General features: G+C 58.6%; 13 protein-coding genes. 12 read left to right on the top strand and 1 reads right to left on the bottom strand.

Annotated features, from left to right (window positions below):
- Positions 1 to 156: 156 nt before the first annotated feature.
- The 12 genes from ACGHEN_RS00410 to ACGHEN_RS00465 all read left to right on the top strand — a co-directional run bounded on the left by ACGHEN_RS00410 (position 157) and on the right by ACGHEN_RS00465 (position 23,687).
- Positions 157 to 1,461 carry an ATP-binding protein gene (locus tag ACGHEN_RS00410; RefSeq protein ID WP_390396385.1) on the top strand — a complete coding sequence of 435 codons (1,305 nt, stop codon included), beginning with the start codon at positions 157 to 159 and terminating at the stop codon, positions 1,459 to 1,461.
- A gap of 292 nt (positions 1,462 to 1,753) precedes the next feature.
- On the top strand, positions 1,754 to 2,767 hold the full coding sequence (locus tag ACGHEN_RS00415; RefSeq protein WP_390396388.1) for a hypothetical protein: 1,014 nt from the start codon (positions 1,754 to 1,756) through the stop codon (positions 2,765 to 2,767).
- The gene (locus ACGHEN_RS00420; protein ID WP_390396390.1) at positions 2,764 to 3,567 is read left to right on the top strand and encodes a hypothetical protein; all 804 of its coding nucleotides are present in this window, start codon (positions 2,764 to 2,766) and stop codon (positions 3,565 to 3,567) included. Before ACGHEN_RS00415 ends, ACGHEN_RS00420 begins: the two co-directional genes overlap by 4 nt.
- A gap of 24 nt (positions 3,568 to 3,591) precedes the next feature.
- The gene (locus ACGHEN_RS00425) at positions 3,592 to 4,593 is read left to right on the top strand and encodes a hypothetical protein (RefSeq protein ID WP_390396393.1); all 1,002 of its coding nucleotides are present in this window, start codon (positions 3,592 to 3,594) and stop codon (positions 4,591 to 4,593) included.
- Between the two features lie 69 nt (positions 4,594 to 4,662).
- Positions 4,663 to 15,390, top strand: a complete 10,728-nt coding sequence (locus ACGHEN_RS00430) for a hypothetical protein (RefSeq protein ID WP_390396396.1) — start codon at positions 4,663 to 4,665, stop codon at positions 15,388 to 15,390.
- A gap of 183 nt (positions 15,391 to 15,573) precedes the next feature.
- A complete protein-coding gene (locus tag ACGHEN_RS00435; RefSeq protein ID WP_390396399.1) occupies positions 15,574 to 17,043 on the top strand; it encodes an ATP-binding protein in 1,470 nt (489 codons plus the stop codon).
- 392 nt (positions 17,044 to 17,435) lie between these two features.
- On the top strand, positions 17,436 to 17,831 hold the full coding sequence (locus ACGHEN_RS00440; protein ID WP_390396402.1) for a helix-turn-helix domain-containing protein: 396 nt from the start codon (positions 17,436 to 17,438) through the stop codon (positions 17,829 to 17,831).
- A gap of 181 nt (positions 17,832 to 18,012) precedes the next feature.
- Positions 18,013 to 20,895, top strand: coding sequence for a proton-conducting transporter membrane subunit (locus ACGHEN_RS00445; RefSeq protein ID WP_390396405.1), 2,883 nt, complete (start codon positions 18,013 to 18,015; stop codon positions 20,893 to 20,895).
- A 12-nt stretch (positions 20,896 to 20,907) separates the two neighbouring features.
- Positions 20,908 to 21,525, top strand: coding sequence for an NADH-quinone oxidoreductase subunit B family protein (locus ACGHEN_RS00450; protein ID WP_390396408.1), 618 nt, complete (start codon positions 20,908 to 20,910; stop codon positions 21,523 to 21,525).
- Positions 21,525 to 22,244, top strand: a complete 720-nt coding sequence (locus ACGHEN_RS00455; protein WP_158565184.1) for an NADH-quinone oxidoreductase subunit C — start codon at positions 21,525 to 21,527, stop codon at positions 22,242 to 22,244. Before ACGHEN_RS00450 ends, ACGHEN_RS00455 begins: the two co-directional genes overlap by 1 nt.
- Before the next feature lie 5 nt (positions 22,245 to 22,249).
- The gene (locus ACGHEN_RS00460) at positions 22,250 to 23,338 is read left to right on the top strand and encodes a nickel-dependent hydrogenase large subunit (protein WP_117630031.1); all 1,089 of its coding nucleotides are present in this window, start codon (positions 22,250 to 22,252) and stop codon (positions 23,336 to 23,338) included.
- Positions 23,339 to 23,345: 7 nt separating this feature from the next.
- Complete coding sequence (locus tag ACGHEN_RS00465; protein ID WP_117630030.1) at positions 23,346 to 23,687, top strand: 4Fe-4S dicluster domain-containing protein; 342 nt, start codon at positions 23,346 to 23,348, stop codon at positions 23,685 to 23,687.
- Between the two features lie 300 nt (positions 23,688 to 23,987).
- Here ACGHEN_RS00465 and ACGHEN_RS00470 read toward each other — a convergent pair whose 3' ends face one another.
- The gene (locus tag ACGHEN_RS00470; protein WP_390399343.1) at positions 23,988 to 24,131 is read right to left on the bottom strand and encodes a response regulator transcription factor; all 144 of its coding nucleotides are present in this window, start codon (positions 24,129 to 24,131) and stop codon (positions 23,988 to 23,990) included.
- Positions 24,132 to 24,134 lie beyond the last annotated feature (3 nt).

The raw sequence follows: 24,134 nt of genomic DNA on the forward strand, positions 1-24,134 counted from the left end.
CGAATCTCACTCACCCGAAAATCCGAATCCTTAGAACAGGAAAATCCGAATTATATGAACATGAAAATCCGAATCGCAACCACCCGAAAATCCGAATTTGCTACAGTGGAATAGAAGAATCAGAAAGCAGGAACTGGAAATCTGCGGGGGTGGCTCATGGCAGGCGAGAGGCTACATCGGGACGGATACATCCCACGTATCGTGGATGCGCAAATCGAGCGCTACCTTCGTGTCTTTGGCGCGGTCGAGATTGCGGGCACCAAGTGGTGCGGCAAGACGTGGGCCGCGCTCGAGCACGGGGCGTCCGCCTCGTATGTCGACGAGAATCTCGACCTCGCGCGTGCCGACCCGGCGATGATGTTGCTGGGAGACCGTCCGCATATTATCGATGAGTGGCAGCGCGTTCCCCAGATTTGGGACTACGTTAGACACGAGGTCGACCGCACCCGGGGTACGCGCGGCGCCTATATCCTCACGGGTTCCGCCACGCCTGCGTTTGGCTCAAAGGCGGAGGCGCCCGCGCATAGTGGAGCCGGCCGCATCGGCCGCGTCCGCATGCACCCCATGACGCTTGCCGAGACAGGTGAGTCCAACGGCAAGGTGAGCCTGGCGGGCTTGTTTGAGCATCGTTTTGAGCCCTGCCGGTGCAATGGCGATACGCCGGGGCTTGTCGAAGCCGCTTGCCGTGGCGGCTGGCCCGAGGCGATCGATATGGTTTCGGCTGACGCCCAGCTCATCGCCCGCGAATATCTCAACACCACGTTTTCGAGCAGCTTCCCGGCGGTCGGTCTCGACCCCGATATTGCTCGTCGAGTCTCCGCATCGATCGCGCGCAATCTGGGACAGGCAGCCACGTATAAAACGATTCTCATGGATATGTTCGCTGCCGAGGAGGAACCCGCAGCGTTTGCCGATGAGACCAAGGTGCGCAGGTACCTAGATGCCCTCAAAGGCATGTTCATTCTCGAGGAGGTCCCCGGTTGGGTTCCCGCCGCGCGCGACAAACGGCGCTTTACCGTCAAGCCCAAGCGCTATCTGGCAGATCCGAGCCTTGCTTGCGCCTTGCTAGGTATGTCCTCGCGGGCGCTGCTTGCCGACTGGCAGACATTTGGTCTGGTGTTTGAGAATTTGGTCATACGCGACCTTTTGGTCTACGCACGTTCGCTCGACCTGCTGGATAGCACGCCCGTGCGCTATTATCGCGACGATTCGGGCCTTGAGTGCGATGCTATCGTGCAGCTAGCCGACGGACGGTGGGCCGCCTTTGAGATTAAGGTGAGTGAAGATAAAGCGAACGCCGGCGTCGAGAGCCTCAAGCGCGTTCGCAAGAAGGTCTGTGGAAATCCTCGTTCACGCACACGCGAACCGGAGTTTATGGCCGTGATTGTGGGGGTGGGTGAGTACGCCCGCGAGGTCGAGGACGGTATCTACGTGATACCCGTTCGCGCGTTGGGGTGTTAAGGGGCGGCACGCCGTGTGTCCGCTGCCCGGTGCCACAGATTGGTGCAAGTGGTCATGTTTGTTTGCGCCATGTTGGTGCGAAGTGACCTGACCCCTTGCGCCAAGGGTTTGACTTTTAAGACATCGTTAAGGTTTGCGTTGTGGAGCAAGCCGCAGGTCAATGCTATTCTTTTACCTTATCGTATGGTGTTGTATTCTGCCTGAATTCTCTACCTGCGAACAACAGATAAACGCGACCAAGCAGAAAAGGATGGCACGCCCGCAAGCAGGGCAAACGTAAGCGATGAGTGGCATGGACCGACATAGCGAGCTCCAGCAGCACAAGACAGCGGCCGAGTACCGCCAAGCTGTCGACGAGCACGTGCGGACCCTCAAGGATTTCTGGAAGGATTTCCTGGTGAGCGGCCTGTTTGTGCTGGCTGCCATCGTTGCTATCTTTGCGTGCCTGGCCTGGTTTGCCGCGAACAATCGAGTGAGCGCCACGGGGAGCACGATCGGGGCGAAGGCCGCGCGCTATAGCCTTACCGCCACCGGCGAAGGCGAGCCCGACGCCCACACGGGATATTACGAGCGCACGGACGCCGAAAAGCAAAACATCACGAGGCTCGATACGACGGACGCCATGACGGTGACGCTCGGCTCCAACCTCAACAACGAGTCCGCCGGCTCTCTGTATCCGGGTGCCCGAGGCAAGATTACGTTTACGGTGAAGCCGCTGGTGGATGACCTGAACGGGGTCACGATCAACTTGTCACGCGTGCTTAAAGTCACGGGCAATGTCGTTGTTGAGGACGGAAAAACGCTGACGTCTGATGCGCAAACGCTCCTTGGCTTGGTTAAGGGCCATTTACTGTTCTTTACGAAATGCGACAACGGGTATTACTCGGATCGTGTAATAAACAACCAAATCACGATTCCAAAGAGCAAATTTTGCGAAGACGGCAAAACGACCAACCCCACAAAGAAGTCCGTCCCCGTCACCCTGTACTGGGTATGGCCGGAGTACTTCCAGAACTTTGTCCTTACCGGCAACACGAATTACTACAAGAATCTGTTTGCGGCGGCGGGCGACGCAAAGTCTGACTACGGCGCTCTGCAGGCAGATATGAACGCGCATAAAACGAACTACTTCTATGGCGCGGTAAACGGCACGAGTGCTGCCAACGCCCCCGCGGTTTCGTCTAGCATGTCCTTCGGCGACACCGCCATCTGCTCGGCGCTGTACAACAATGCTGACGAGCAGATCGGCAATAAGGTCGAATACATCCAACTTAGAATTAGCGCTCAGGAGGGCGTGAGCTCATGAGCACCATGCAAACGCGCCTCGGCGATGCCCGCAATTGGATAGAAAACCACCGTGCACAGGCCCTTGCGGTCTTGGTGCTCTTGGCGGCAATCGTTCTTATCATCGGCTTGTCGCTCTCGTGGTTTGTGGGCAGCAAAAGTCTGTCCACGGTGGGCAAGATCCAAACGCCCGCGCAGCTCAAGATCATGGGCCCCAACCAGACAAGCATTGAGCCCATCGAGATTTCGTATGACGAGTCACGGGGCGGTGAGAAGAAAGACGACGGCACCGTGACCGTTCGTCGCGCGTTTTGTGTGCAGAGCGACAATGGCGATCCCGCTGCCGGCGGTCAAGCGTTTGAGCTGCAGATTGCCAACACAACGAATATCACGGGGCTGACAATCAACGTGTATCACGTGACGGTCAATAATCCGAACGATAAAAACGGCACCGTGGTCGGCCTCGACGGGCTCAACCGCACCTACTCATGGAGCAAGAAGAGCAGCACCCCGATTGAGTTTGCTTTTATCAACTCCGCGGACGGGACAAGTGCGTTGGCTAAAGAGCTTGAGGCAAACGACCCGACGTACGGCTCGTACGCGAAAGTCCAGAAAAACGCCCGTCCGCTGTATCGGTACCACAAGTTCGCAGGGAGTGGGCTCGATGGCTGGAATGGCAAAACAGCCAACGCCGCCACGAACTTCATCATCGAATGTACGTGGAATCCAGGCGTTGTGACCAACACGGACGGTACTAAGGTCTCCAACGTCAAAGAGACCGACATGGTTTATCTAATCGCTCGCGTCACGAGCGGCAACTAATAAGTAGGAGGGGAGGGGCACCAGATGCGAAAAGACAAGAACGAGCAAAATGAAATCGCGAGGCCTGTTGGCAAACACTTTGCACAGGTTGATGATTCTAAGGCAGAGCCTTGCTGCGCGGAGTCGGCGGCCCCTGCTTTCAAAGTGCGTAAACGCCTATGGGCAGTTGCGGTGCTGCTGTGTGCCGTCGCGATTGCAACGGGAACCTACCTTACCTACACGGCCTTTTTGGCGGGTGACTTTCTTAAGTCGGTCGCTGTCTCGGGCACGTCACAGGCGCTGTTTGCCTCGGACATGCTTACGGGCTACACGAATGAGACGCTGAATGACGGGGATATTGCCGTCCGAAGCGTCATTGCCGACACGAGTGGGGAAAACTGCTCTTTTACCTTTCGCATTTACAACCATCTGCTGGGCGACAAGAACAAGGTCAACGACAAGGACGTTAACACGACGCTGAGCGTGACGGCGACGGGTACGACGGGCACTTGGAGTGTTGACGGTAAGCCCGCGCTGACGGAGGGCAGCAGCGTTGCCCTATCTTTCCCTGCCAACAAGGCGACCATGTATACCTATAAGGTTGCGTTTTCCAAGGCGGACCTCAACAAAGCATCCTTCACCGTTAAGGCCCAGGTCGGCTCCAATAGCCCCGGCACCAACCTTAAATGGCTCGCCGCCAAGATTGCGCCTTCCGAGCGTGCAGAGGTAACGGCTTCGGGCGTTTCTGGCGAGTGGGTCGACGAGAACTCGGATACCGGCGCTTTTGACGCCTACAACTATCGTGTGACGGTTACGGGCGTTACGACTAAGGTAAAGCTCACGTGGGGAAGCGGGGTCGAGCTCGATCCGTTCTTTAAGCAGAACCACGAGAACGTTGACGTGCAGAAAACCGTCAACGGCGGCTCGGTCGAATATGATGCATCTCCCGGCTCGGAAATTATTACCTTTTACCGAGCGGGCACCGGTAAGCCGACCGGCTGGGATGCCGACGACATCAAAGTTACGTGTTCGGCCGCACAGAACTAGCCGAAGCGATCCGCAAGCATAGATTTTGAGACCCCACGCGGGGCATGAGATAGAACGAGGTAGGATCAGATGAGAACGGCAAAGCGCATAACAACCGCATGCCTGACTGCGATCATGATTTTCCAGGCGCTCGCGCCTTCCACAGAGGTGTTCGCGCAAGAGCTCGACGCCGTTATGGAGGCGTCCGTCTCCGCCGCGCGCGCCGCGGGCAATACTGCCCGCTCCGTACAGGATGCCGTGGCCACCTCGCTGCAAGATGCTGACCAGGCTGCATCTGATGATGCCGCGACGACTCCGGGCGCCGATGCGGGCGCCACCGAGGGCGGCGACGGTTCTACCAACGCTGGCGAATCGCAGGACTCCACGACCGATGGAACCACTAACGGCGATACCCCAACGGAGGGCGACGCATCCCAAGACGATGCGGCTGCCGATGAGGGCGCCGCCGACGAAGATCAGGCGGATGACGCGGACACAGATGCGGCTGCGCAGGCTAGCACCGACCCCGCCATCAAGACTGCTGGTGAGCTTGATGGCGCGCTGGTCGACGGCAAGGTCACCGTGAACGACGCTGGCGAGGTCACGGCCATCACCTTCGGATCCAACGCCGACCTTATCGCCATCTCCAACACCGACCCCGCCATCTACCAGAACGCGAGCATCTCCAAGACCGGCTTGAGCGGCGTCGACTTCGACGTGTGCAGCGCGCAGGCCGTGGGCGACCTGGGCAATCTCGCGTTCCAGGGGTTCGGCAGCGATGCCCACCCCTTCAAGGGTACGCTCGACCTGGGCGGCAGGTTCCTTACCGCCAACAAGACGCTCTTCAACAACATCGAGCTCAACGATAACAACGGCACCGTAAAGCTCACCTGGAAGGGCACCGATGCTCAGCCCATCGTGGCCGCAAAGGTCACGGGCGCGGGCAAGACGCTCAGCGCTGCCATTACCGTAGACAAGCCCGAGAGCGGCGATACGAGCGTCGTCAAGCTCACTTCGCCGCTCGTGGGTGAGGTTACGGGCGAGCTCACGCTTGACGCCACGTATTCGACAAGCGCGAATAGCCCCCTGGCGATTGGCATGCAATCGTCCACGGGCAATCTGGGCCTACTCGCGAACACCCTTACTGCAGGCGCATCTCTTACGATTGCGGGGCTGAATGGCCTGCCGAAGAGCTTCAACGGCACCCCCACCATCGATGCTACGGGCGCTGGTGCCAATGCCGGCGGCCTTATTGGCGAGGCAGGCGAGGGGGCTGCCGTCACCCTTGCTTCGAATGTCGATGTTTCGGCACTGAGCGTCGCGGGTAATAATGCGGCGGGCGGCCTTATCGGTAAGGCGACCAGGCTTACGCTTGCCGTAGATACGGACAACAGCGGAAAAGATGCCTCGGGCAAGGATATCAGTATCAAGCCAGCGCACTCGGTTGGGTCGTCATCAGCCGGTACGTATGCCGGCGGCCTTATCGGTGACGCCTCGTTTGCCAGCGATTTCACTATCGAGAATGGCACCTTCGATTTTGGCGAGGGCGTGGCGCTCAGTGTGGCCAACACGACCGCCGCCCCCTCTGTCGGTGGCCTGTTCGGCGTGCTCGACATCTCGAACGGCGATGTGACCGTAAACGGCGGATTGTATAAAAGCACGCTGCAAAACGGCGCGGACAACAGCAACAACAACGGCGTGCGCGGGAACTACGGCGGCTTGGTGGGCAAGCTGTGGGGCCAGAAATACGGCGACGCACTGCACGCGTTCACGGTGAAGGGTGGCGCTGAGGTGTCGTTTGGCGTGGGCTCTAACGGCAAGCTCGCGTATGCGGGCGGCCTGGTAGGCTACCTTGGTGAAGGCGGCGGGAGCGACAATGTGTCCGCCGTGGTCATCAGTGGCGCAGCGGTGACGTGTGCAACCTCGGGCTACGCCAGCAACAACGGCAAATACGGCGGCGCCGTGGGCGTCGTGGACACCAAAAACGTGCTGGAAGTGCGCGGCCTAACGGTCAAAACCGCCAGCGGCGCTACCATCGGCGGCACAAACGGCGGCTTTGCCGGAGTCGTTGGGTCGTCGTGGCTCGGCATCGTCAAGTTCAGCGGTATCACCGACCTGTCGGATGCCGCCTTCGTGGAAAATGATCACACCGCGCAGCTGATTTATGAGAACTTCAATTCACTGATTTTTGCTGCCGGTAGCGGAAGCGACAGAGGTGCCACCGTAGGCGGTACCACGGAATGGCAATACAAGCGTCCCTCTAAGCCGGTCAAGATCGATGACATCTACAGCTACGGCCAGGTTATTCGCCTGGGTGATAGTTTTATTACGCTGAACCCGACGACACACGAGCTGACTCTACCGGCACCGTTGGAACTGACTAACGGCGTCTATGCTCTAGCCTCGCTTGAGGATTTCGCCAAACTTGCAATCACCTGGCAAACCAACGGCTGCTACTCCATGGTCGAGGGCGTTTCTGAAAACAACCCGAACATCTTGCAGTCCGCGACCATTACGGTGAACGGCACTATTAATCTCAAGGGCACGGGCCTGACGGGTTTCACGCAGGATCGTGCAGACGGCTCGCAAGTTTTCTTGGGAACGTTGAATGGCAACGGCACAAATGGCAACAGCACAATCAACCTTGCCGTCGGCGAGTCGTACGGCATGCGCGGCGGGGCCGTGCTCGACGGCAATGACACGACCAATGGCAACGGCAAAATCTACCGCCACGGCCGCTTGGGCTTGTTCGCGGCCGTCAACGGTGCAACCATTTCCAACGTCACAATCGCTGGCTCCATGAAGTTCGATAACGGTTCGGCTATCGATGCCGGGTCGCTTGCGGGTGCCATCGTCGGCAACCTGTCATTGTCTGGCGTAACGTGCAAAACGAATATCGCGTGCGATGATACGTTTGCAAATGACGTGAACATTGGTGGTATTGCGGGAAGCGTGTTGGCGGCTTCTACGGTTGCGTTTAAGGATAACAGCAGGGCTCAAGCGACCATCGCTGCAACTAAAACGCTTAACGGCAATAGTCGCATTGGCGGCGCCATTGGTTATGTGGGCGATTATGGCTCGTCATTCAATGTTGCGGGCCTCGAAGTCGCCGGATCAATCGAAACCGGCAATTGCACCAGCGGCAAGATTGCCCAGGTCGGCGGTCTTATCGGCTGCATCGCACAGAGCACCTATGGGGCTGATGGGGCAATAGCCAACTCGGCCAAAAAGGACGTTAACATTACGGGCCTTTCGTTCAACTCGTTCAAGATGGGAGTCGGAAAGAACGGCGATAAGCTCAATGGCGTGGGCGGTCTCTTGGGTTATAGCTGGGGCAACGCGGTCGTAACTATCGGAGATGACAACATTAACAAGAGTGAAAACTCCTATGCTTTGAAAACGACCAACGCTTCTATAATCGCGACTGTGGATGATTCCAAGGAGCTTGGCGGCCTTGTATACGCAGCCAGCGGTCACTGGATTATCAACAACTACGCCATCGATCTCTCGGGCACAAAGATTAATGCAGGCGCCGCTCAGACGCTCGGCGTTCTAGTTTGCCGCGGCTGCAAGGTGGATGATAAGACGACATATGGCGTCGAGAGCTACCTAGGCCTGTACTTGGAGGACAGGGCTTATTGGGATACCGCCTATAGGGTGCCCACCGGCGAGGGGGCCATCGTTGCGTCGGGCGTAACGTCCTTCGATGAATGGGTTGGCAGCGGTGTAAAACCAAACAACGGCAGCAAGCTCATGGACGCCGACTGGAACACGGTCGTTTCGCTACACACACAGAAAAACAAGCTGGACATGGACGGCGATTCCACAAAAGACAACAGCTACCATAATCGCTCGTCTTTCGGTCGAAGCCAGAATACGAACGGCAATACCCGCTACTTCTACAACCTCGACATAGCCTCTAAGAATTGTGAAGGCGGCTTTAGTGGCAGTCAAATCGATACAGCGGACAAGCTGCTCTTATGGTCTGCTTTCTGCTATGCTCCCGCCGGTATTCGTTCGACAATCGTTCCCGATGGTACGACAGGGCTCGATGATTCCATAACCATAACGGGCACAATCGATTTGGCCGGCTACAGCTACTATCCCACTCAACCGATCGGAGAGGTGACGGTTAATAATGCGGCCATCACCTTCTACTACTCCAAGATCAAGGCCGAGCAGAATGGCAACAAGCTAAACTCCGATGCCACCCAGCACGAGAACATGCACTGCGGTCTTTTTCAAACGGTGGCAGACGGCGATCTCACAGTAAGCAACGTCACTTTGGGTGGTACCGTTGGGCCCGTTATCAATGACGGAAAGAGCTCTACTGACGCTATTGGCGCGGGCGGAAGCTCATCGGGCGCGCTCGTGTGCCGCTACGTGTATGGGTCCAGCGACGGCAATGGCACCAAGATTAGAAAGATCTCAATTGATGATCTTACACTCAACAATCTGATTGTCGACGGCGCCAACAGCGCCACGGACGCTAACGCCTATATGCCTCTGCTCATCAACGAGATGCAGAAGTACGTGAGCCTGAACGCGAAGAATATCAAGACTACTGGGTACACGAGTGGCACCAAGGCGGCTACGTCGCTGTTCGGAAAGCTTGGTGTAGGCAGTGAGGCCGATCAGGTGACGGCGAAGTTTGAGCAAATCAGCTTGCCCAGCCAAGAGAACAATACGATCTTCACCCATGCGAGCCTGCTGGAGAGTTTTGGCTACGGAAGCACGGGCACGGGCTCTGCGGACTACACCTTTACTAGGGCTGATGCCGATGCGGGCAAGGTGACCTACGGATCCGAGATTGATGGGAGTACGGAGTACCCGGGCAAGCAGCTTTGGTATTACGACGAAGCGACGTATGGTGCCGTGAGCGGCTATGTGACGGTTGATGGTAAGAAGGACGGTGACGTCAGGCCTTGGTTCGGTGACTACCTTCCTTATGTTTACAAGGGAAAAGCCGCCGAGGATGGCGTCCAGTATCACGAAATTAAAGTCAACCAGCGCATTCCAAAGCTGGTAATGGGATGTGGTACCTACGGCGATCCTTATTCCGTCACAAACGCGGCGGAGATGAATGCCATTGCCAACTACATTAATAACATGACGGCGCTTGACGGCTGGGAGGTCACCATTGTCGCCGACCAGGGTAGGCTCTGCACTCGCCGCAGCAGCGATCACTCGACCGACAATGAGGTTACGTACGTCTACAAGCAGGCGAACGGCACCGATAATAAATGGGAGAAGAAGACCGGAGACGCGTCGACCAATTCCCCGCAGACGCTGAGCGACGAAACCATGCACCGCTATATGCAGAGCGCGTATTACAGCATCGAGCCTACTGAGGGCAATACGATTACTCTCGACGGCGCATCGTTTGGCGGTTTTGGAAATAGGGCCAACCCGTTTAGGGGCGTCATCGTTGGCAACTTTGGCAGTGATAATAAAAACGCAACCATCAAGATAGAGAATAACGAGGGTTCGCTTCGCGGCCTTATTCCCTATAGTTACGGCAGCGTGGTGCGCGATCTGAATATTCGCTATGTGAACGCGTCGGCGACTATTACTTATTCTGCCAAGGATGCCGACGGCGTTCCGACGGCGTTTTTCGGTGGCGTTGTCGGCTGCATCCTTGGTGGCGATAACATTATCGATGGCGTGGTCGTTAATGGGACGACGGCCGAAAACCCTACAACGGGATTTACCGTCACGGGCGGTGGCGACAAGCCGCATCTTGTTCCCATTGGTGGCTACGTCGGTGCCATTGCGGGTGGCGGCGTGATTTTCCGCAATATGGACAAAAGCGGAAAATCTTCCTGGCGTGCTGGAACTGGTGACAAATCTCGTGGTCTGGGAAAGGGCAACTTTGATCTCTACAACAATCCCTACGTCGGTCGCGTGATTGATGGCTATGCCTTTAGCGAGGGCTGTAAGGTTGAAAACGGTAACGCTAACTACCAGATTAACGAGCTCACAAAAAAAGGAACCCCCTGTGTCACCACCACGGGCACCGACAACAAGTACCTCGGCACTAACGCCGAGGCTCCTGTGACCATGGTGAAAAACGCCCAGGGCCTTTTGGTGCTCTCGGCCATCATCAGCTCGGGTGCGGGTGCTGGCGCGGCACATACCAACTACTCCAATAATGGCGTGTTCCGCGGTTCCAAGGCTTACTGGGGCAGCGATTCGCAAGACCCGGCGATATGCGGCTACCTGTTTGGCAACAAGGAATATGGCAAGGTACGGAATGCTAACTACGCAAATGTGGGCAAGCCTGAGAGTGCTGCCGGCGATTTCGAAATCGCCAAAAACGACGACCAGAAGGCCCCCGGCAAGCAGGGGTGGCACGGCCCGCTCGACCATGATGACGATGTAAATTCGCCCTACCTGGTGGCGTCCTACGCTGCCGACTACCAAACGGGCTATGTGTGCGCGTCGAAATCGATCGGCATGAGCTTGGAGTTCAAGCAGGGTGACACCTACGATATGACCGACTACGGCACGGGGTACGTGGGCCTAAACGGCCGCTACTATTCCAATGCCTGCAATTCGAACCAGCCGGGCACCGACCGCGACCGTATTACGCCGCACGTAGCCACGATCGACGGTAACGGCGCCACCATCACGGTGGGTACCGAAGGCACCGCCTACGGCGTCGTCGAATACGCCGACGACGACTATAAGGTCTCGGGCGTGGGTGGTCTATTCAGCACCGTGATGTTCACCTCCACCAATGTGGGGCAGAGCGTCACCGCGAACGACGGCGCGCAGGTCAAAGACCTCACCTTTAGCAACTGCAACGTAGCGCTCACCTATATCGACACCAACGGCGAAGCCAAACCAGGAGAGGCGCCGAACGACCTTACCGGTGCCGGCCTTTTGGCGGGTGCAACGGCCAACTACGACGACGGCACGTGCGGCATCTACCGCAACGTGCAGATGAAGAACTGCACCGTGTCGGGCGCAAAGAGCGTAGGAGGGCTTCTTGGCAGCTCGGGCCGCGCCAGACGAACTACGAGCGAAGACAGAACCTATATGGTCGAGTTCGGGGACGGGTGGGGCCCCGCGTATCTCTATGACTGCTCATACACTGGCCTTAACGTCACGGGCGAGAAGAATGTCGGTGGCTATGTGGGTACGGTCGCCTCGGCGTGCGGTGTGTGGACAACCGCAGGCACAGGGGTGAGCGAAAGGACCGTTGGCAAAAACTCGACCATAACTGCCACAGGGACAGTGCCCTACGTGGGCGGCGTGCTCGGCTATGTCGAAAGAAGCGATATCTCGGTCAACACCAACATCGGCACCACCACAGCGGCCCAGTCGTCGTGCACGGCGGTCATCTCTGGGGTAAACGTGCTAGCCACCGGGTCGAACTCCGATGACCATATGGGCGCCGGCGGCGTGGTCGGACGCGCCCGTGGCGGCGTTATTTCTATGAGCAACGTGCGCATTGATGGCGGAAACGGCACCGAGAACGCCGTCATCGGCGATAAGGCCGGAACGAACAATAGCATCTACAATGCGGGCGGCCTGATTGGTGAGGTTACGAGTAGCGGTAGCCCCAACAAGTACTGGTTCGACGACTGCAGTGTCAAGAATGTCAGCATCGCCGGCACCGGCAAATGCTCGGGCGGGCTTATCGGCTACTTCTTCAGCAATGTGAATATAGCCTGCAACAACATCGCGATCGAGAACGCTACGATTAAGGGTAACTGGAGCGGCGGTCTGCTGGGCGCGAATAACGCGAGTAACAGCGGATCCGTCGTCATCGACGTTACCAACACAAAGGTATCCAACACCACGTTTAGCGAAAGGTCCAACGGCGGCATTATGGGCGACGGGCGCGGCCGGTTCCATCTGTTAAACGTGCTCATGGACAGTAATAGCTACAATGCGGGCAAAACCCAGGGCGTACTCTTGGGCGAGGTTGACACGGGGGATGGTAAGTACAGCCTTTCCGCAGCGGGCGTGGAAGTAAAGCCCGGTAGTGGCAAGACCACGAGCGACCTGCCGCCGATGGTTTACACGACCAATACGAATACGGCTGCTGTTAACGAGAAAACTTATATTGCCTTCGGCGACTACAACGGCACGGCTGCCGCGCCCAACGAGAACAAAACGCTTTACGGCGCAGGCGATACTGCTACCACGGCAACGAGTCCGTACGTGACCACGAGGCCCGTGAGCGCGCTGGCGGTGCGTGCCTCCGACGGCGATACCACCGACCGCTACCTGTTTGGCGACGGCGCCGCCATTGACACCGCGACGACCATCCAAAGCCAAGCGGGTGCCCGCGTTCCCGGCCGCTACACCTACACCAACATCGCCGGCATCAATGATGCCGGCGCATACCAAAACACGAGCACCTATAGCGCGGACAGCTCGCGTAGCACCTATAACGCTAACAACATTACTTCGGGCAAGAAGGCCAAAACTGACTTCCCCGTGCTCGTGATTCCGGGCAACGATACCACGACGGTGGAGAGCTACCTGAACATCGTGACCAATGGCGGCTTCTCCGATGCCCGCCGCCTCAACGGCAGCACCGCGCATGTGACCGCCACCGCCGAGGTCTTCTCGCTCGCCGATAACGGCACCTTCGTCAAGGACGTAGCCGCCTCGCGAGCGCCCACGCTCAAGGTGCTCAACAATGGCACGAGCTCTATGGCATTCCGCGCGAGCACCGACTGGGACAATGAGCAGGGGCGCTTCACGCTGCTTACGGTCACCTTTAGCGAGGCCGGCCAGAGCTACCGTGTACAGGTACCCATCATCGTCAAGCGCATGCTCGAGATCGACTTTACCGCCACCTACTCCGAAGGTGCGAACTTCAAGGCTGCCGACTATGCGACAAAATACGACAAGCACGTACTTGTGAGCAGCGGCGACACCATGACCGGCTACCTTACCTGGACCTATGGCAGCGCTCGGGGCAAGCCGGTCGATTACGGCTGGAACACGCTGCTCGAAGCCGGCGGCTCTATGGGTCCGCTCAACAAGAGCATTACCTTCGGTGCCACGCTGCCCGAGGGTACACAGCTCACACTCGTGGACACGGCCAACAACAGCCGCGAATATCACTACACGGTGGGCACGGGTGGCGCGACGTCAGTCAAGCTCACCGAGTTTGTGGACGCTGGCAACAAGGCTTACTACACCGAACCGTGGCTGAGCGAAATCGTGGGCGTGAAGGCCGATGAGGCCAAGGAGGACAAGGACGGCGCTTGGGTCAAGCTCGCCGATGACGAGGTCAAGGACAAGAGCCAGGCCGAACTCGCGAAGATGGCTGGCGCCAAGGTCGATGGCGCGTACTACCGCGCGCGCACTTCTTCCGACGCGACGGGCACGTTCTATACCCTCTCCGTTGATAAGGAAGAGCCCAAGAGCGAAAACTTCTACTTGGTGGTGCGCACGCCGGCGGGGTCCGCGGGCGTCAACGGCTACACCGCCACCACGGTGGACACGAGCCTCAACGAGCACATCAACTACCTGCTGCGAGGCAAGAAAGCAGCCGACGGCAAGGCTGCCGAGGATGGGCACCAGAATACGCCCTCGACCTACAGCGTGGCATCAAACTACACGCACAGCCTCGTTGACAACAAGCGTAACCTCGTCGACAACAGGGACAGCATCAACCGGATGGAGCTCAAGGAAGCCACCTATTCGCTTTCCATGAACGTGAGCGACACCGTGACGTTTGACTCGAGCCAGCAATACACGAGCTCTGACGCGCTGTATTATCAGCTCGATTCGTCGCTTGTCACCTATCACGATGGCGTCATCGCGGGCTCGGTAGGATACCCCACGGGCACGCAGGGCACGTATGAGTTCTACGTTAAGGTGGGTGATAACTACTACACCTGGGGCGGGTCGGGTTGGAATCTGGCCGGCACGAAGGAGACCCCAGTGGTGTCGGGTCTTAGTTGGACTGCGAACGGTGGCGACATGTCACTGGTGCTTACCGATGCTGAGGGTAATCCCATCGATATGTCGGGCCTGCGCGAGATCGCCAAGAACCATGTCAACGCCTTCACCGTTACCATGAGGGCCGCGCTCACCATGACGGAGCCTGCCTGCCAGGCGGGTATCGTGGCCTCGCAGAACAGCGGCACCGACCGCTACACCAAACCCAACTACCGCGCGTACCTTTCCACGCATGCCGACACGCTCAGCACCAGTAGCAACTCGGCATACAACGATGGCGGCGCCGGCTACTACCGTATGGATGTGGGCTCATCGACCATCGCGCTCGAGGCGTCTAAGAAATCCCAGTTGGGCATCAACATCGATGACCTCAAGTCCGCTGACGGCGAGATCGCTCTGGTGGGTACCTACGACCTGAGCAAGCTCACGGTCGCCGAGGCTAAGATCGACGCCGCAAGCACGGTGACCTACACGCTGAGCCTGGAGCAGCGGCAAGATAATGGCGGCTATGCTCCGGTCGGCGATATCTCGAACTACATTACGGTGCTCGGCAGCGATTACCTAGGCACGGGTGCGGCATCCGCCGACGGCAACAGCTATGTGTTCACCGACACCAAGACCAACGGCGCGTTCCTCACGCGCGACGGCAACAGCCTTGCCTTTAAGCATGCCTTCCGCGTTAAAGTGAATACGAATGTTGAGGGTGAGAACCAAACTTACGCAAACTACCGCTTGGTGCTTACGGCCAATATTATGACCGGCAACGTTGTCGACGACACACCGGTCAACGTTAGCAACCTTGATGGCTATTCGCACTCCGACTACGTGACGTACACGCTAGCGCGCATCAACACCGAGGGCATTCGGCACGAGACGAAAACCAACTAGCTACGCGAGGGGCGGCAACCACCCGGTTGCCGCCCTTTTTCTTGTTCGCTTGGCCTACTGCTGCCCCAGCTCTCCACCAACTTTCCAGCTTTCCACTTAACTTACCGCTCAAGGTGGAAAGCTGGAAAGTTAAGTGGAAAGCTGGTAAGTTAGGTGGAAAGTTGGAAAGTTGGGAGGTTCGGCATGAATGAGGAGTGGTTGGCGCAGGTTATCCATCATCTGCGGGCAATAGGAAACGACACCCAGCAGTACGAAGTAAAAGAAGCCAAGGGCGCGCTCCCCAAAAGCATCGTCGAGACGCTTTCGGCATTTTCCAACGCGCAGGGCGGCTTTATCATCCTCGGCATTTCCGAAAAGAACGGGTTTATGCCCGTCGAGGGTTTTGATGCCCGCAAGATGCAAGACGCCCTCTCTTCTGCATGTGAAAAGCTGACGCCCGTTGTGAGGCCGGATATCCAAGTGCTCCCCTTCGAGGGTAAGCTGGTGCTTTGCGCGCGCATCAAAGAAATGCATCCACGCGATAAACCCTGCTATATTGCGGCACGCGGAATGTACGATTCGTCCTTTATCCGTACGGGCGACGGCGACCGGCGCATGACTCCCTACGAAATCGATCGCTTTATGGAGGAGCATGTTCAGCCTACATACGACGACGAGCCGGTCGAAGGTGCCACGCTCGATGACCTTGACGCCGATCTTTTGCAAGGGTTTATAAAACGCCAGCGCGAGCTACACCCTAGGCTTTTGGGCACCAGAAGCGACGATGAGATTCTCCTTGACCTGCATGTGACCAAAAGGGTGGACGACGCAATCGTGCCGACGCTTGCTGCAATTGTCGCGCTGGGACGGTTTCCGCAAAAGTTCTTCCCACGTCTCAATGTGACCTTTACGGCGTACCCCGGGACCACAAAAACGCAGCGAGTAAGTGATAACAAGCGTTTTGTGGATTCTCAGACCATTTTGGGTCCGATCCCTTTCATGATTGAGGACGTGCTTGCCGCCGTTGCGAGAAACACTCGAAACGCCGCGGTTATCGAGGGTGCGTTCCGGAAAGATGTGCCCGATTATCCGCCCGTGGCGCTGCGCGAAGCGGTAGCGAACGCGCTCATGCACCGCGACTACTCTTCCGCCGCGCGCGGCTCACAAGTGCAGGTCAACCTGTATATCGACCGCGTCGAGATTCTCAATCCTGGCGGGCTGTACGGCGATGTAACGATCGATTCGCTGGGAGTTTCTGGAGTTTCGTCATCCAGAAACCAGTTTCTTTCAAATATCCTCGAGACCACGCCGTTCCCAGGTGGTGGCTACGTGGTCGAAAATCGCGGCACTGGTTATCAGGAGATAGGTGAGCAGCTCGAGCGGGCAAACATGCTGCCGCCCGAACCAAAGAACTCGACGGTTTCTTTTTCGCTGACGTTCGATAAGCGAAAGATAATGCGGGCGGAACAGGTGACGTCTGTGGGGCATGTGGACGAGGCAATCTTGGATTACCTGGCAACACATTCTTCGGCCTCGACCAAGGAGCTCACCGACGCTTCGGGTTTGAGCAGGAGCGCCGTTTCCAACCACATAAAAGGCTTGATTGGTGCGGGCAAGATTGAGGCGATGGAGCCTCCGCGCAGCCCGCGACAACGGTATCGACTCGCGAAGTAGGGCTGTCCGTCGCCCATGCTTCGGTCTCCCAACTTCTTTCCAGCTTTCCACTTAACTTACCACTTAAGGTGGAAAGCTGGAAAGTTAAGTGGAAAGTTGGGAAGCAAGTGGAAAGCTGACATGTTAGGTGCGGACTGACGAGGGGTTAATAATTGCACAAACCATACCAGCTAAACAAAAAGATACCAATCTGGTTGGTAAAACACCGTCAATGAGCCGCGAGCCAACTAGCTGCGTAAATAAAACCTAAAGAACTGTTGCAAATGAATGGCAAATACCCAGATGCCGCCGTTGCGATTTTCAATTAACTGTTACGCGGGAACAGCAAAATGCTACTATCTAACAAGCACGTAAGAAAGCAAATTAACGGTTAAGGCTAAGAAGTGGCAGGTATGTCGGAAGCAACTAGGACTCGCACGCATGCGCCCGAGGTTAGGCAGCGCGCCGTCGAGATCCTCCGAGAGGGGGTCGGTCACCGCGCCCTCGCCGCAAAGCTTGGCATTCCCCAGGCCACGGCTCGTCAGTGGGCCCGCGCATATGCCGTGGGCGGTGCCGACGCCGTGCTCAACGCGGGCGCTCGTCATCACACCTATTCGTACGACGTAAAGCTCGCCGTGGTTAAGGACCGTTTGGAAAACGGCCTGACGGTTCGCGAGGCTATGATCAAGCACAAGATTCCCAGCGAGTCTTCAGTCAAGGCTTGGTGCCGCCAGTATCGCGAGAGCGGTGAGTCCGCGCTGGTCGATAAGCCGCGCGGTCGCAAGCCGCGCGTTAAAAAGGCGGAATAGCGAACGGGATGGTGCGCCCACAGGGGCGCATTTTTCTTGCCGCCCCTCTGCTCCAATGCGGACAGACTCCTTGCCCCGTACGCCTAAAACTCCCCAGTTGACCGAAAACCCGCCGCCGCTACTCCTCAATTGAGCTATAACGTTAAACAATTGCAGCGTTTTTGCATGGGGGAGTGATGGTATGACGCTACTGTATTTCCTTACCCTGTTTCCGCTGGTACCGGCGCTGGGCATGCTGCTCGCGCACGGTGACCGCGCCCGCGATGCGGTGGGGCTCATAGGTTCCGGCATCATTATGGCGGTGACAGTTGTAGTCGCCGTCATGTTTTTTGGCGCGGGCCCGCAGAGCTTTGAGGTTGCCTCCGACACCTCGCATGTGCTCTCGATCATCAGCTCCGCCATCGATGTCATTCTGTGCGCCGTCATCCTGTACAACGCGTACAAATATAGGAACGTGCTCACCACGGTGCTCGGCATAGTCCAGCTGGTGGGCTCGCTCGCCTTTGCAGCCATGACGCTGCCCGCGGCCGAAGCCGTCACGGCGACGCCGCTCTACCTGGATTACATGAGCGTGATCATGGTCCTCGCCGTCGGCATTGTCGGCAGCCTAATCTGCGTGTATGCCCTGGGCTACATGAAGGACTTCCAGGCCCACGACGAGCACGAGGCCGCGCTGCGCGGGCAGACCGCGCCCGACCGACGCCCTCAGTTCCTGGCGCTTATGTTCCTGTTCCTCTCGGCTATGTTCGTCATCGTGACGAGCGACAACCTTGAGTGGCTGTTCTGCGGCTGGGAAATCACCACCGTGTGCTCGTTCCTTATGATTGGCTATACGCGCACGCCCGAGGCCATCAAGAACGCCTTCACCCAGATCATCCTCAACATGCTGGGCGGCATCGCGTTTTTGGCCGGCCTCATGTACCTGCACGTTAACGGCATGCCGCTGACCATCTCGGGCATGATCGAGCTTTCCGGCGCCGGAACCGCGCAATCCGCGCTGCTGGTGATGCCGGTCATCCTGTTGTCGCTCGCCGCACTCACCAAGGCCGCACAGATGCCGTTCCACACTTGGCTGCTCGGTGCCATGGTTGCCCCCACCCCCACGAGCGCCCTGCTGCACTCGTCCACCATGGTCAAAGCTGGCGTGTTCCTGATGGTCAAGCTGAGCCCGCTCTATGCCATCTATCCTGTGACCGGCTTTATGGTCACGAGTGTGGGTGCCATCACGTTTTTGCTCGCTGCCCTCATGGCCATCTCGCAGAGCAACGCCAAACGCGTGCTCGCGTACTCCACCATTTCCAACTTGGGACTCATCAGTGCCTGCTTGGGTGTCGGCGCGCCCGAGGCCGTGTGGGCGGCCATCTTCCTGATCCTGTTCCACACGGTGGCCAAGTCGCTGCTGTTCCTGTGCGTGGGCACGGCCGAGCATCATATCGGCAGCCGCAATATCGAGGACATGGACGGTATGTTCAGCCGCATGCCGCACCTGACGCGTCTGATGATGCTGGGCATCATGGGCATGTTTGTGGCGCCGTTTGGCATGCTCGTGTCCAAGTGGGGCGCCCTGGTGGCGTTTGCCCAGACCGGCAACGTGCTCATGATCATGGTGTTGGCCTTTGGCTCGGCTGCGACGTTTTACTTCTGGGGCAAGTGGCTTGCCAAGCTTTCGGGCGTCGACCCCACGGCTCAAAACGTTGAGGTCAATGTCCATAAGACAGAATGGATGGCGCTCAACACCATCGCCGCGCTGCTGATTCTGTGCTGCGTGGCGTTCCCGGTTATCTCGAGCGGTCTGGTGTCGCCTTACTTGGCCATGGTGTTTGGCCGCGTGCCGTACGTTATCGGCAAGGACGCCATGTATCTGATGGTGGTTATCGTGGCGTTTATCGCCGTGGTGCTGCTGACTTCATTCCGCGTGAGCAACAAACCGCACGTAAACGTATATCTTTCGGGTGTGGGAACCGACAAATATCGCCATTTCCGCGGCTCGATGGGCCACGAGGTAAAGGCCGAAAAGCGCAATTGGTACTCGGAGGACGCCCTTGGCGAGAAGCGTATTGGCCCCGCGGGTAGCGTCGTGTGCTGCAGCATTATCTTGTTTGCGCTGCTGTGCTGCGCGTGGATTGGGCCCGAGCGGCTTGCCATGAGTGCGCCCTCGGTGCTGCGCGGTAAGTATTTTGAAGGTTCGGGTGTCGTGGGCATCTTTATTGGCACCGTGGCGTTTGCCCTGCTGGCGCCGCTTGTGGGCGGCCTGATCGACGGCGTTGACCGTAAGCTTTCGGCTCGCATGCAGGGCCGTGTGGGCCCGCGCCTGCTGCAACCGTTCTACGACGTTGCCAAGCTGCTGCGCAAGGCCCCTGCCAGCGTAAACACCATGGACGATACCTATATGGCGTGCGCGCTCATCTTTACCGTCGTGGGCGGCGGCATCTTTGTGTCGGGCTCCAACACGCTGCTGTGCGCTTTTATGGTTACGCTCGCCGCGATCTTTGTGGTGCTGGCGTCCGCCTCGACGCAAAGCCCGTTTGCCCAGGTCGGTGCCGACCGCGAGTTGCTGCAGGTCATGAGCTACGAGCCCGCCGTTCTGCTGATGAGCGTGGGCCTGTACCTTGCCACCGATAGCTTTGATTCCATCGCCGTGACCGGACAGTCGGCGCCCATCATCGTGTACAGCGCGCCCATTTTCTTGGCGCTGCTTGCGGTGCTCACCATCAAGCTACGCAAGTCGCCGTTCGACCTTTCGTACTCGCATCACGCGCATCAGGAGATTGTCCAGGGCGTCGCCACCGAGATGAGCGGCGGCACGCTGGCCAAGATGACCCTTATGCACTGGTGCGAGACCGTGCTGTTTTTGATGTGGGTGGGCATGTTCTTTGTCTGGGACAACCCGGTGAGCTGGGTCGTGGCCCTGGTCGTGATGGCCGCGACGTATTTTGTCGAGGTACTGATCGACAACACCTTTGCCCGCAGCACCTGGCGCAGCTGCTTTAAGCTCGGATGGGGCGTGGCGCTGGTGTTTGGCCTGCTCAATCTTATGCCCATCCTCGTCGACGTGTTTATTTAGGAGGCGGCATCCATGGATCATAAAATGTCGCGCTCGCCGTGGGTTATTCATTACGACGGCTCGAGCTGCAACGGATGCGATATCGAGGTGCTGGCCTCGCTCACGCCGCAGTTCGATGCGGAGCGCTTTGGCGTGGTCAACACCGGCAACCCCAAGCATGCGGACATCTTTTTGGTGACGGGGTCGGTCAATGCCCAGAACCTGCCCGTCGTGCGCCAGATCTACAACCAGATGCTCGAGCCCAAGTGCGTGGTGGCCTGCGGTATCTGTGCGTGTTCGGGCGGCGTGTTCCGCGATGCCTATAACGTGATCGGCGGCGTGGACCGCGCGATTCCCGTGGACGTGTACGCGCCCGGGTGCGCCATTCGCCCCGAGACCGTGATCGATGCCATCGTGGAGGCGTGCGGCATCCTGGACCAGAAGGAGGCCGTGATGCGCGCCGGCGGCGATCCGCTTACCGTGGGCGGCGCCGCGACCTGGGACGGTGGCGTTGAGCTGGGCGAGGACGGGTTTGTGGCTGCGGGGGCCGGGACTGATGGTGCCGGTGACGCGCCTGCCGGGAAGCCTGCTGCGCCCGCCGCTGGCGACGCACCTGCTGAGACGCCCGCCGCTGCAAAGGAGGCCGAGTAATGCAAAAGGCTATCTATACCACCGTCGGGATCGACAAGCTCCTGTCGCATGTCCAGGCGCTCAAGGGCGTCGGCGCGCGCTTTGTGCAAATGCATGCCGAGCGCAACGTCGACGACGGCTCGTATCGCTTGGTCTATACGTTTATCAACGTCCGTGCTGCTCAGGAGCATATTGCGCAGGACGGCAGCTATGCGATCGAGAACCTGGTGGTCGAGGGCATCGACCAGTACCAGGAGATTCCGTCCATCAGCTCGTATTACCCCGCGGTGTTCCCGTTTGAAAATGAGGCCCACGACCTGTTTGGTCTTGCCATCACCGACATGCAGATCGACTTTAAGGGCTTTTTCTACCAGGTCTCGACTGCCGAACCCATGAGCGTCATCACGCCCGAGGTGAAGGCTGCGCGCGAGAAGGCCATGAAAGTCCGCGCGGCCGCCGAGGCCAAGGCGCGCAAGGCCGCGGCCGAGAAGGCCGCCGCGGCTGCGGCTGCTGCGGGGGAGGGTGCCGCGGGTGCCGGCGATGCTGCGGGCACTGCCGCTGCTCAGCCCGCTGCTGCTGCCGGCTCCGATGCCCAGCATGACGATGCCGCTGCGAAGGCCGCGCTCAAGGCCGCCGAGATGGAGGCAAAGCTCGCCGCCATGGATCCCGAGAAAGCGGCCAAGGTCCGTGCGGCGCTTGCCGCCAAGGCCGCCCGCGACAAGCAGAAAAAGGAGGCGTAAGGTCCATGGCTCATCGCTCCGTAATTCCGTTTGGCCCGCAGCACCCGGTGCTGCCCGAGCCGCTTCATCTGGACCTGGTGATCGAGGACGACCGCGTCATCGAGGCAATTCCGCAGATCGGCTTTGTGCACCGCGGACTCGAGAAGCTCACCGAAAAGCGCGACATGCACCAGTTTGGCTACATCGCCGAGCGCATCTGCGGCATTTGCGCCGTGGGCCACAGCTACGGCTATGCCAGCGCCTGCGAGCGCATGCTCGACATCGAGGTGCCCGGCCGCGTGCAGTATATCCGCACTATTTTGCACGAGCTTTCGCGCATCCACTCGCACCTGCTGTGGCTGGGCCTGCTCGCCGATGCCTTTGGCTTCGAGGCGCTGTTCTATCGGTCGTGGACCCTGCGCGAGCAGATTCTCAAGATCTTCGAGAGCACGTGCGGTGGCCGCGTGATCCTTTCGATTAACGAGATCGGCGGCCTAAAGCACGACATTGAGGACTCCGAGCTGGCTGGCATTGTCCAGACGCTCGATGCCATGCGTCCCGACTACGAGGCCCTGGTGCATACGTTTTTGGACGACGTCAGCTGTGGCGAGCGCCTGCATGGCGTGGGCGTGATCAGCAAGAAGGACGCGCTGGATCTGTCGATGGTCGGCCCGTTTGGGCGCGCCTCGGGCGTGGACTACGACGTGCGCATGTTTAGCGACGGTGCCTATGCGGACCTGGCTGCGTTTGAGCCGGTTGTCGCCACCGATGGCGATTGCTATGCCCGCTGCCAGGTGCGCTGTGCCGAGGTCACGCAGGCCATGGACATCATTAAGGAGCTTGTGGGCAAGATTCCGCACGACGGGATCGGCGGGCGCACCAAGCTTACGCCGGCCGACGGCGCACGCGGCGAGGTTGTGATTGAGCAGCCGCGCGGCGAGGCGTATTACTATGTGCGCGGTAACGGCACCAAGAACCTGGACCGCTTCCGCGTGCGCACGCCGACGTCGCAGAACCTGGCGGGTCTGACACATGCGCTGCAGGGCGTGCTCCTTGCCAACGTGCCCATGATTATCCTGACCATCGACCCCTGCATTAGCTGCACGGAAAGGTAGGCGCGGCATGAGTTTGCTGACATTTGCCAAGACGGCCTTGGGCTCTATGGTCAAGCAGCCGGTAACGGTGTGCTATCCGCAGGAGAAGCTCGCGGCACCCGAGCGCTTGCGCGGGCATATCGTCAACGACATGGACGCGTGCATCTGCTGCGGCATGTGTGCGCGTCGCTGTCCGGCGGGCGCGCTCGCAGTCGATCGCAAGGGTGGAACGTGGTCGATCGACCCGTATGCCTGCGTGGTGTGCGGTGAGTGCATCGAGAGCTGCCCCAAGCACTGCCTGACTATGGACACCGCCCGCACCCCAGTCGCAGCGGACAAGACTCCCACAGTAGAAACCAAGCCTGAGTAGCGCAGGGGTAGAACTGGAATAGGGGCCGGCGGGGCAAAAATGCCCCGCCGGCCCCGCGCGTGAGCGCGCGGTTGTGCCGCTGCGAACAAAACTATGTCGGTTTACTACGAAGAATTCGACATTCCCGACCATGACTGCATTTTTCTAAATACTGCAAGCGTTCTACCTGCGGTTTTGCAAACGCGCAATTTACCGTGGTCGAAGGCGGGCGATTCGTCGTAGTAAACCGACATAGTTTTGAAATGGCATTAAATCGGTAGCAGCCATTTTGCTATGCCGGGGCGGTCGGCCGTTGGGAAATTACCCTCGCAGGTAGGCGATGGCGATCTGTGTGCGGTTGCGCAGGCCCATTTTGGCAAGGATTGAGCTGATGTGGTTGCGTACGGTGCCTTCGCCCATATAGGCGGTGGCAGCAATCTCCTTGTTGTCGAGGCCGCGGGCGATGAG

Source organism: Collinsella sp. i06-0019-1H4 (assembly GCF_042849575.1).
Lineage (GTDB): Bacteria > Actinomycetota > Coriobacteriia > Coriobacteriales > Coriobacteriaceae > Collinsella.

What these genes read in the sequence shown, in the direction of transcription:
- ACGHEN_RS00420 (WP_390396390.1), top strand. Translation starts at nt 2,764, where the DNA reads ATGAGCACCATGCAAACGCGCCTCGGCGATGCCCGCAATTGGATAGAA.
- ACGHEN_RS00460 (WP_117630031.1), top strand. Translation starts at nt 22,250, where the DNA reads ATGGCTCATCGCTCCGTAATTCCGTTTGGCCCGCAGCACCCGGTGCTG.
- ACGHEN_RS00455 (WP_158565184.1), top strand. Translation starts at nt 21,525, where the DNA reads ATGCAAAAGGCTATCTATACCACCGTCGGGATCGACAAGCTCCTGTCG.
- ACGHEN_RS00465 (WP_117630030.1), top strand. Translation starts at nt 23,346, where the DNA reads ATGAGTTTGCTGACATTTGCCAAGACGGCCTTGGGCTCTATGGTCAAG.
- ACGHEN_RS00415 (WP_390396388.1), top strand. Translation starts at nt 1,754, where the DNA reads ATGGACCGACATAGCGAGCTCCAGCAGCACAAGACAGCGGCCGAGTAC.
- ACGHEN_RS00425 (WP_390396393.1), top strand. Translation starts at nt 3,592, where the DNA reads ATGCGAAAAGACAAGAACGAGCAAAATGAAATCGCGAGGCCTGTTGGC.
- ACGHEN_RS00445 (WP_390396405.1), top strand. Translation starts at nt 18,013, where the DNA reads ATGACGCTACTGTATTTCCTTACCCTGTTTCCGCTGGTACCGGCGCTG.
- ACGHEN_RS00410 (WP_390396385.1), top strand. Translation starts at nt 157, where the DNA reads ATGGCAGGCGAGAGGCTACATCGGGACGGATACATCCCACGTATCGTG.
- ACGHEN_RS00435 (WP_390396399.1), top strand. Translation starts at nt 15,574, where the DNA reads ATGAATGAGGAGTGGTTGGCGCAGGTTATCCATCATCTGCGGGCAATA.
- ACGHEN_RS00450 (WP_390396408.1), top strand. Translation starts at nt 20,908, where the DNA reads ATGGATCATAAAATGTCGCGCTCGCCGTGGGTTATTCATTACGACGGC.
- ACGHEN_RS00440 (WP_390396402.1), top strand. Translation starts at nt 17,436, where the DNA reads ATGTCGGAAGCAACTAGGACTCGCACGCATGCGCCCGAGGTTAGGCAG.
- ACGHEN_RS00430 (WP_390396396.1), top strand. Translation starts at nt 4,663, where the DNA reads ATGAGAACGGCAAAGCGCATAACAACCGCATGCCTGACTGCGATCATG.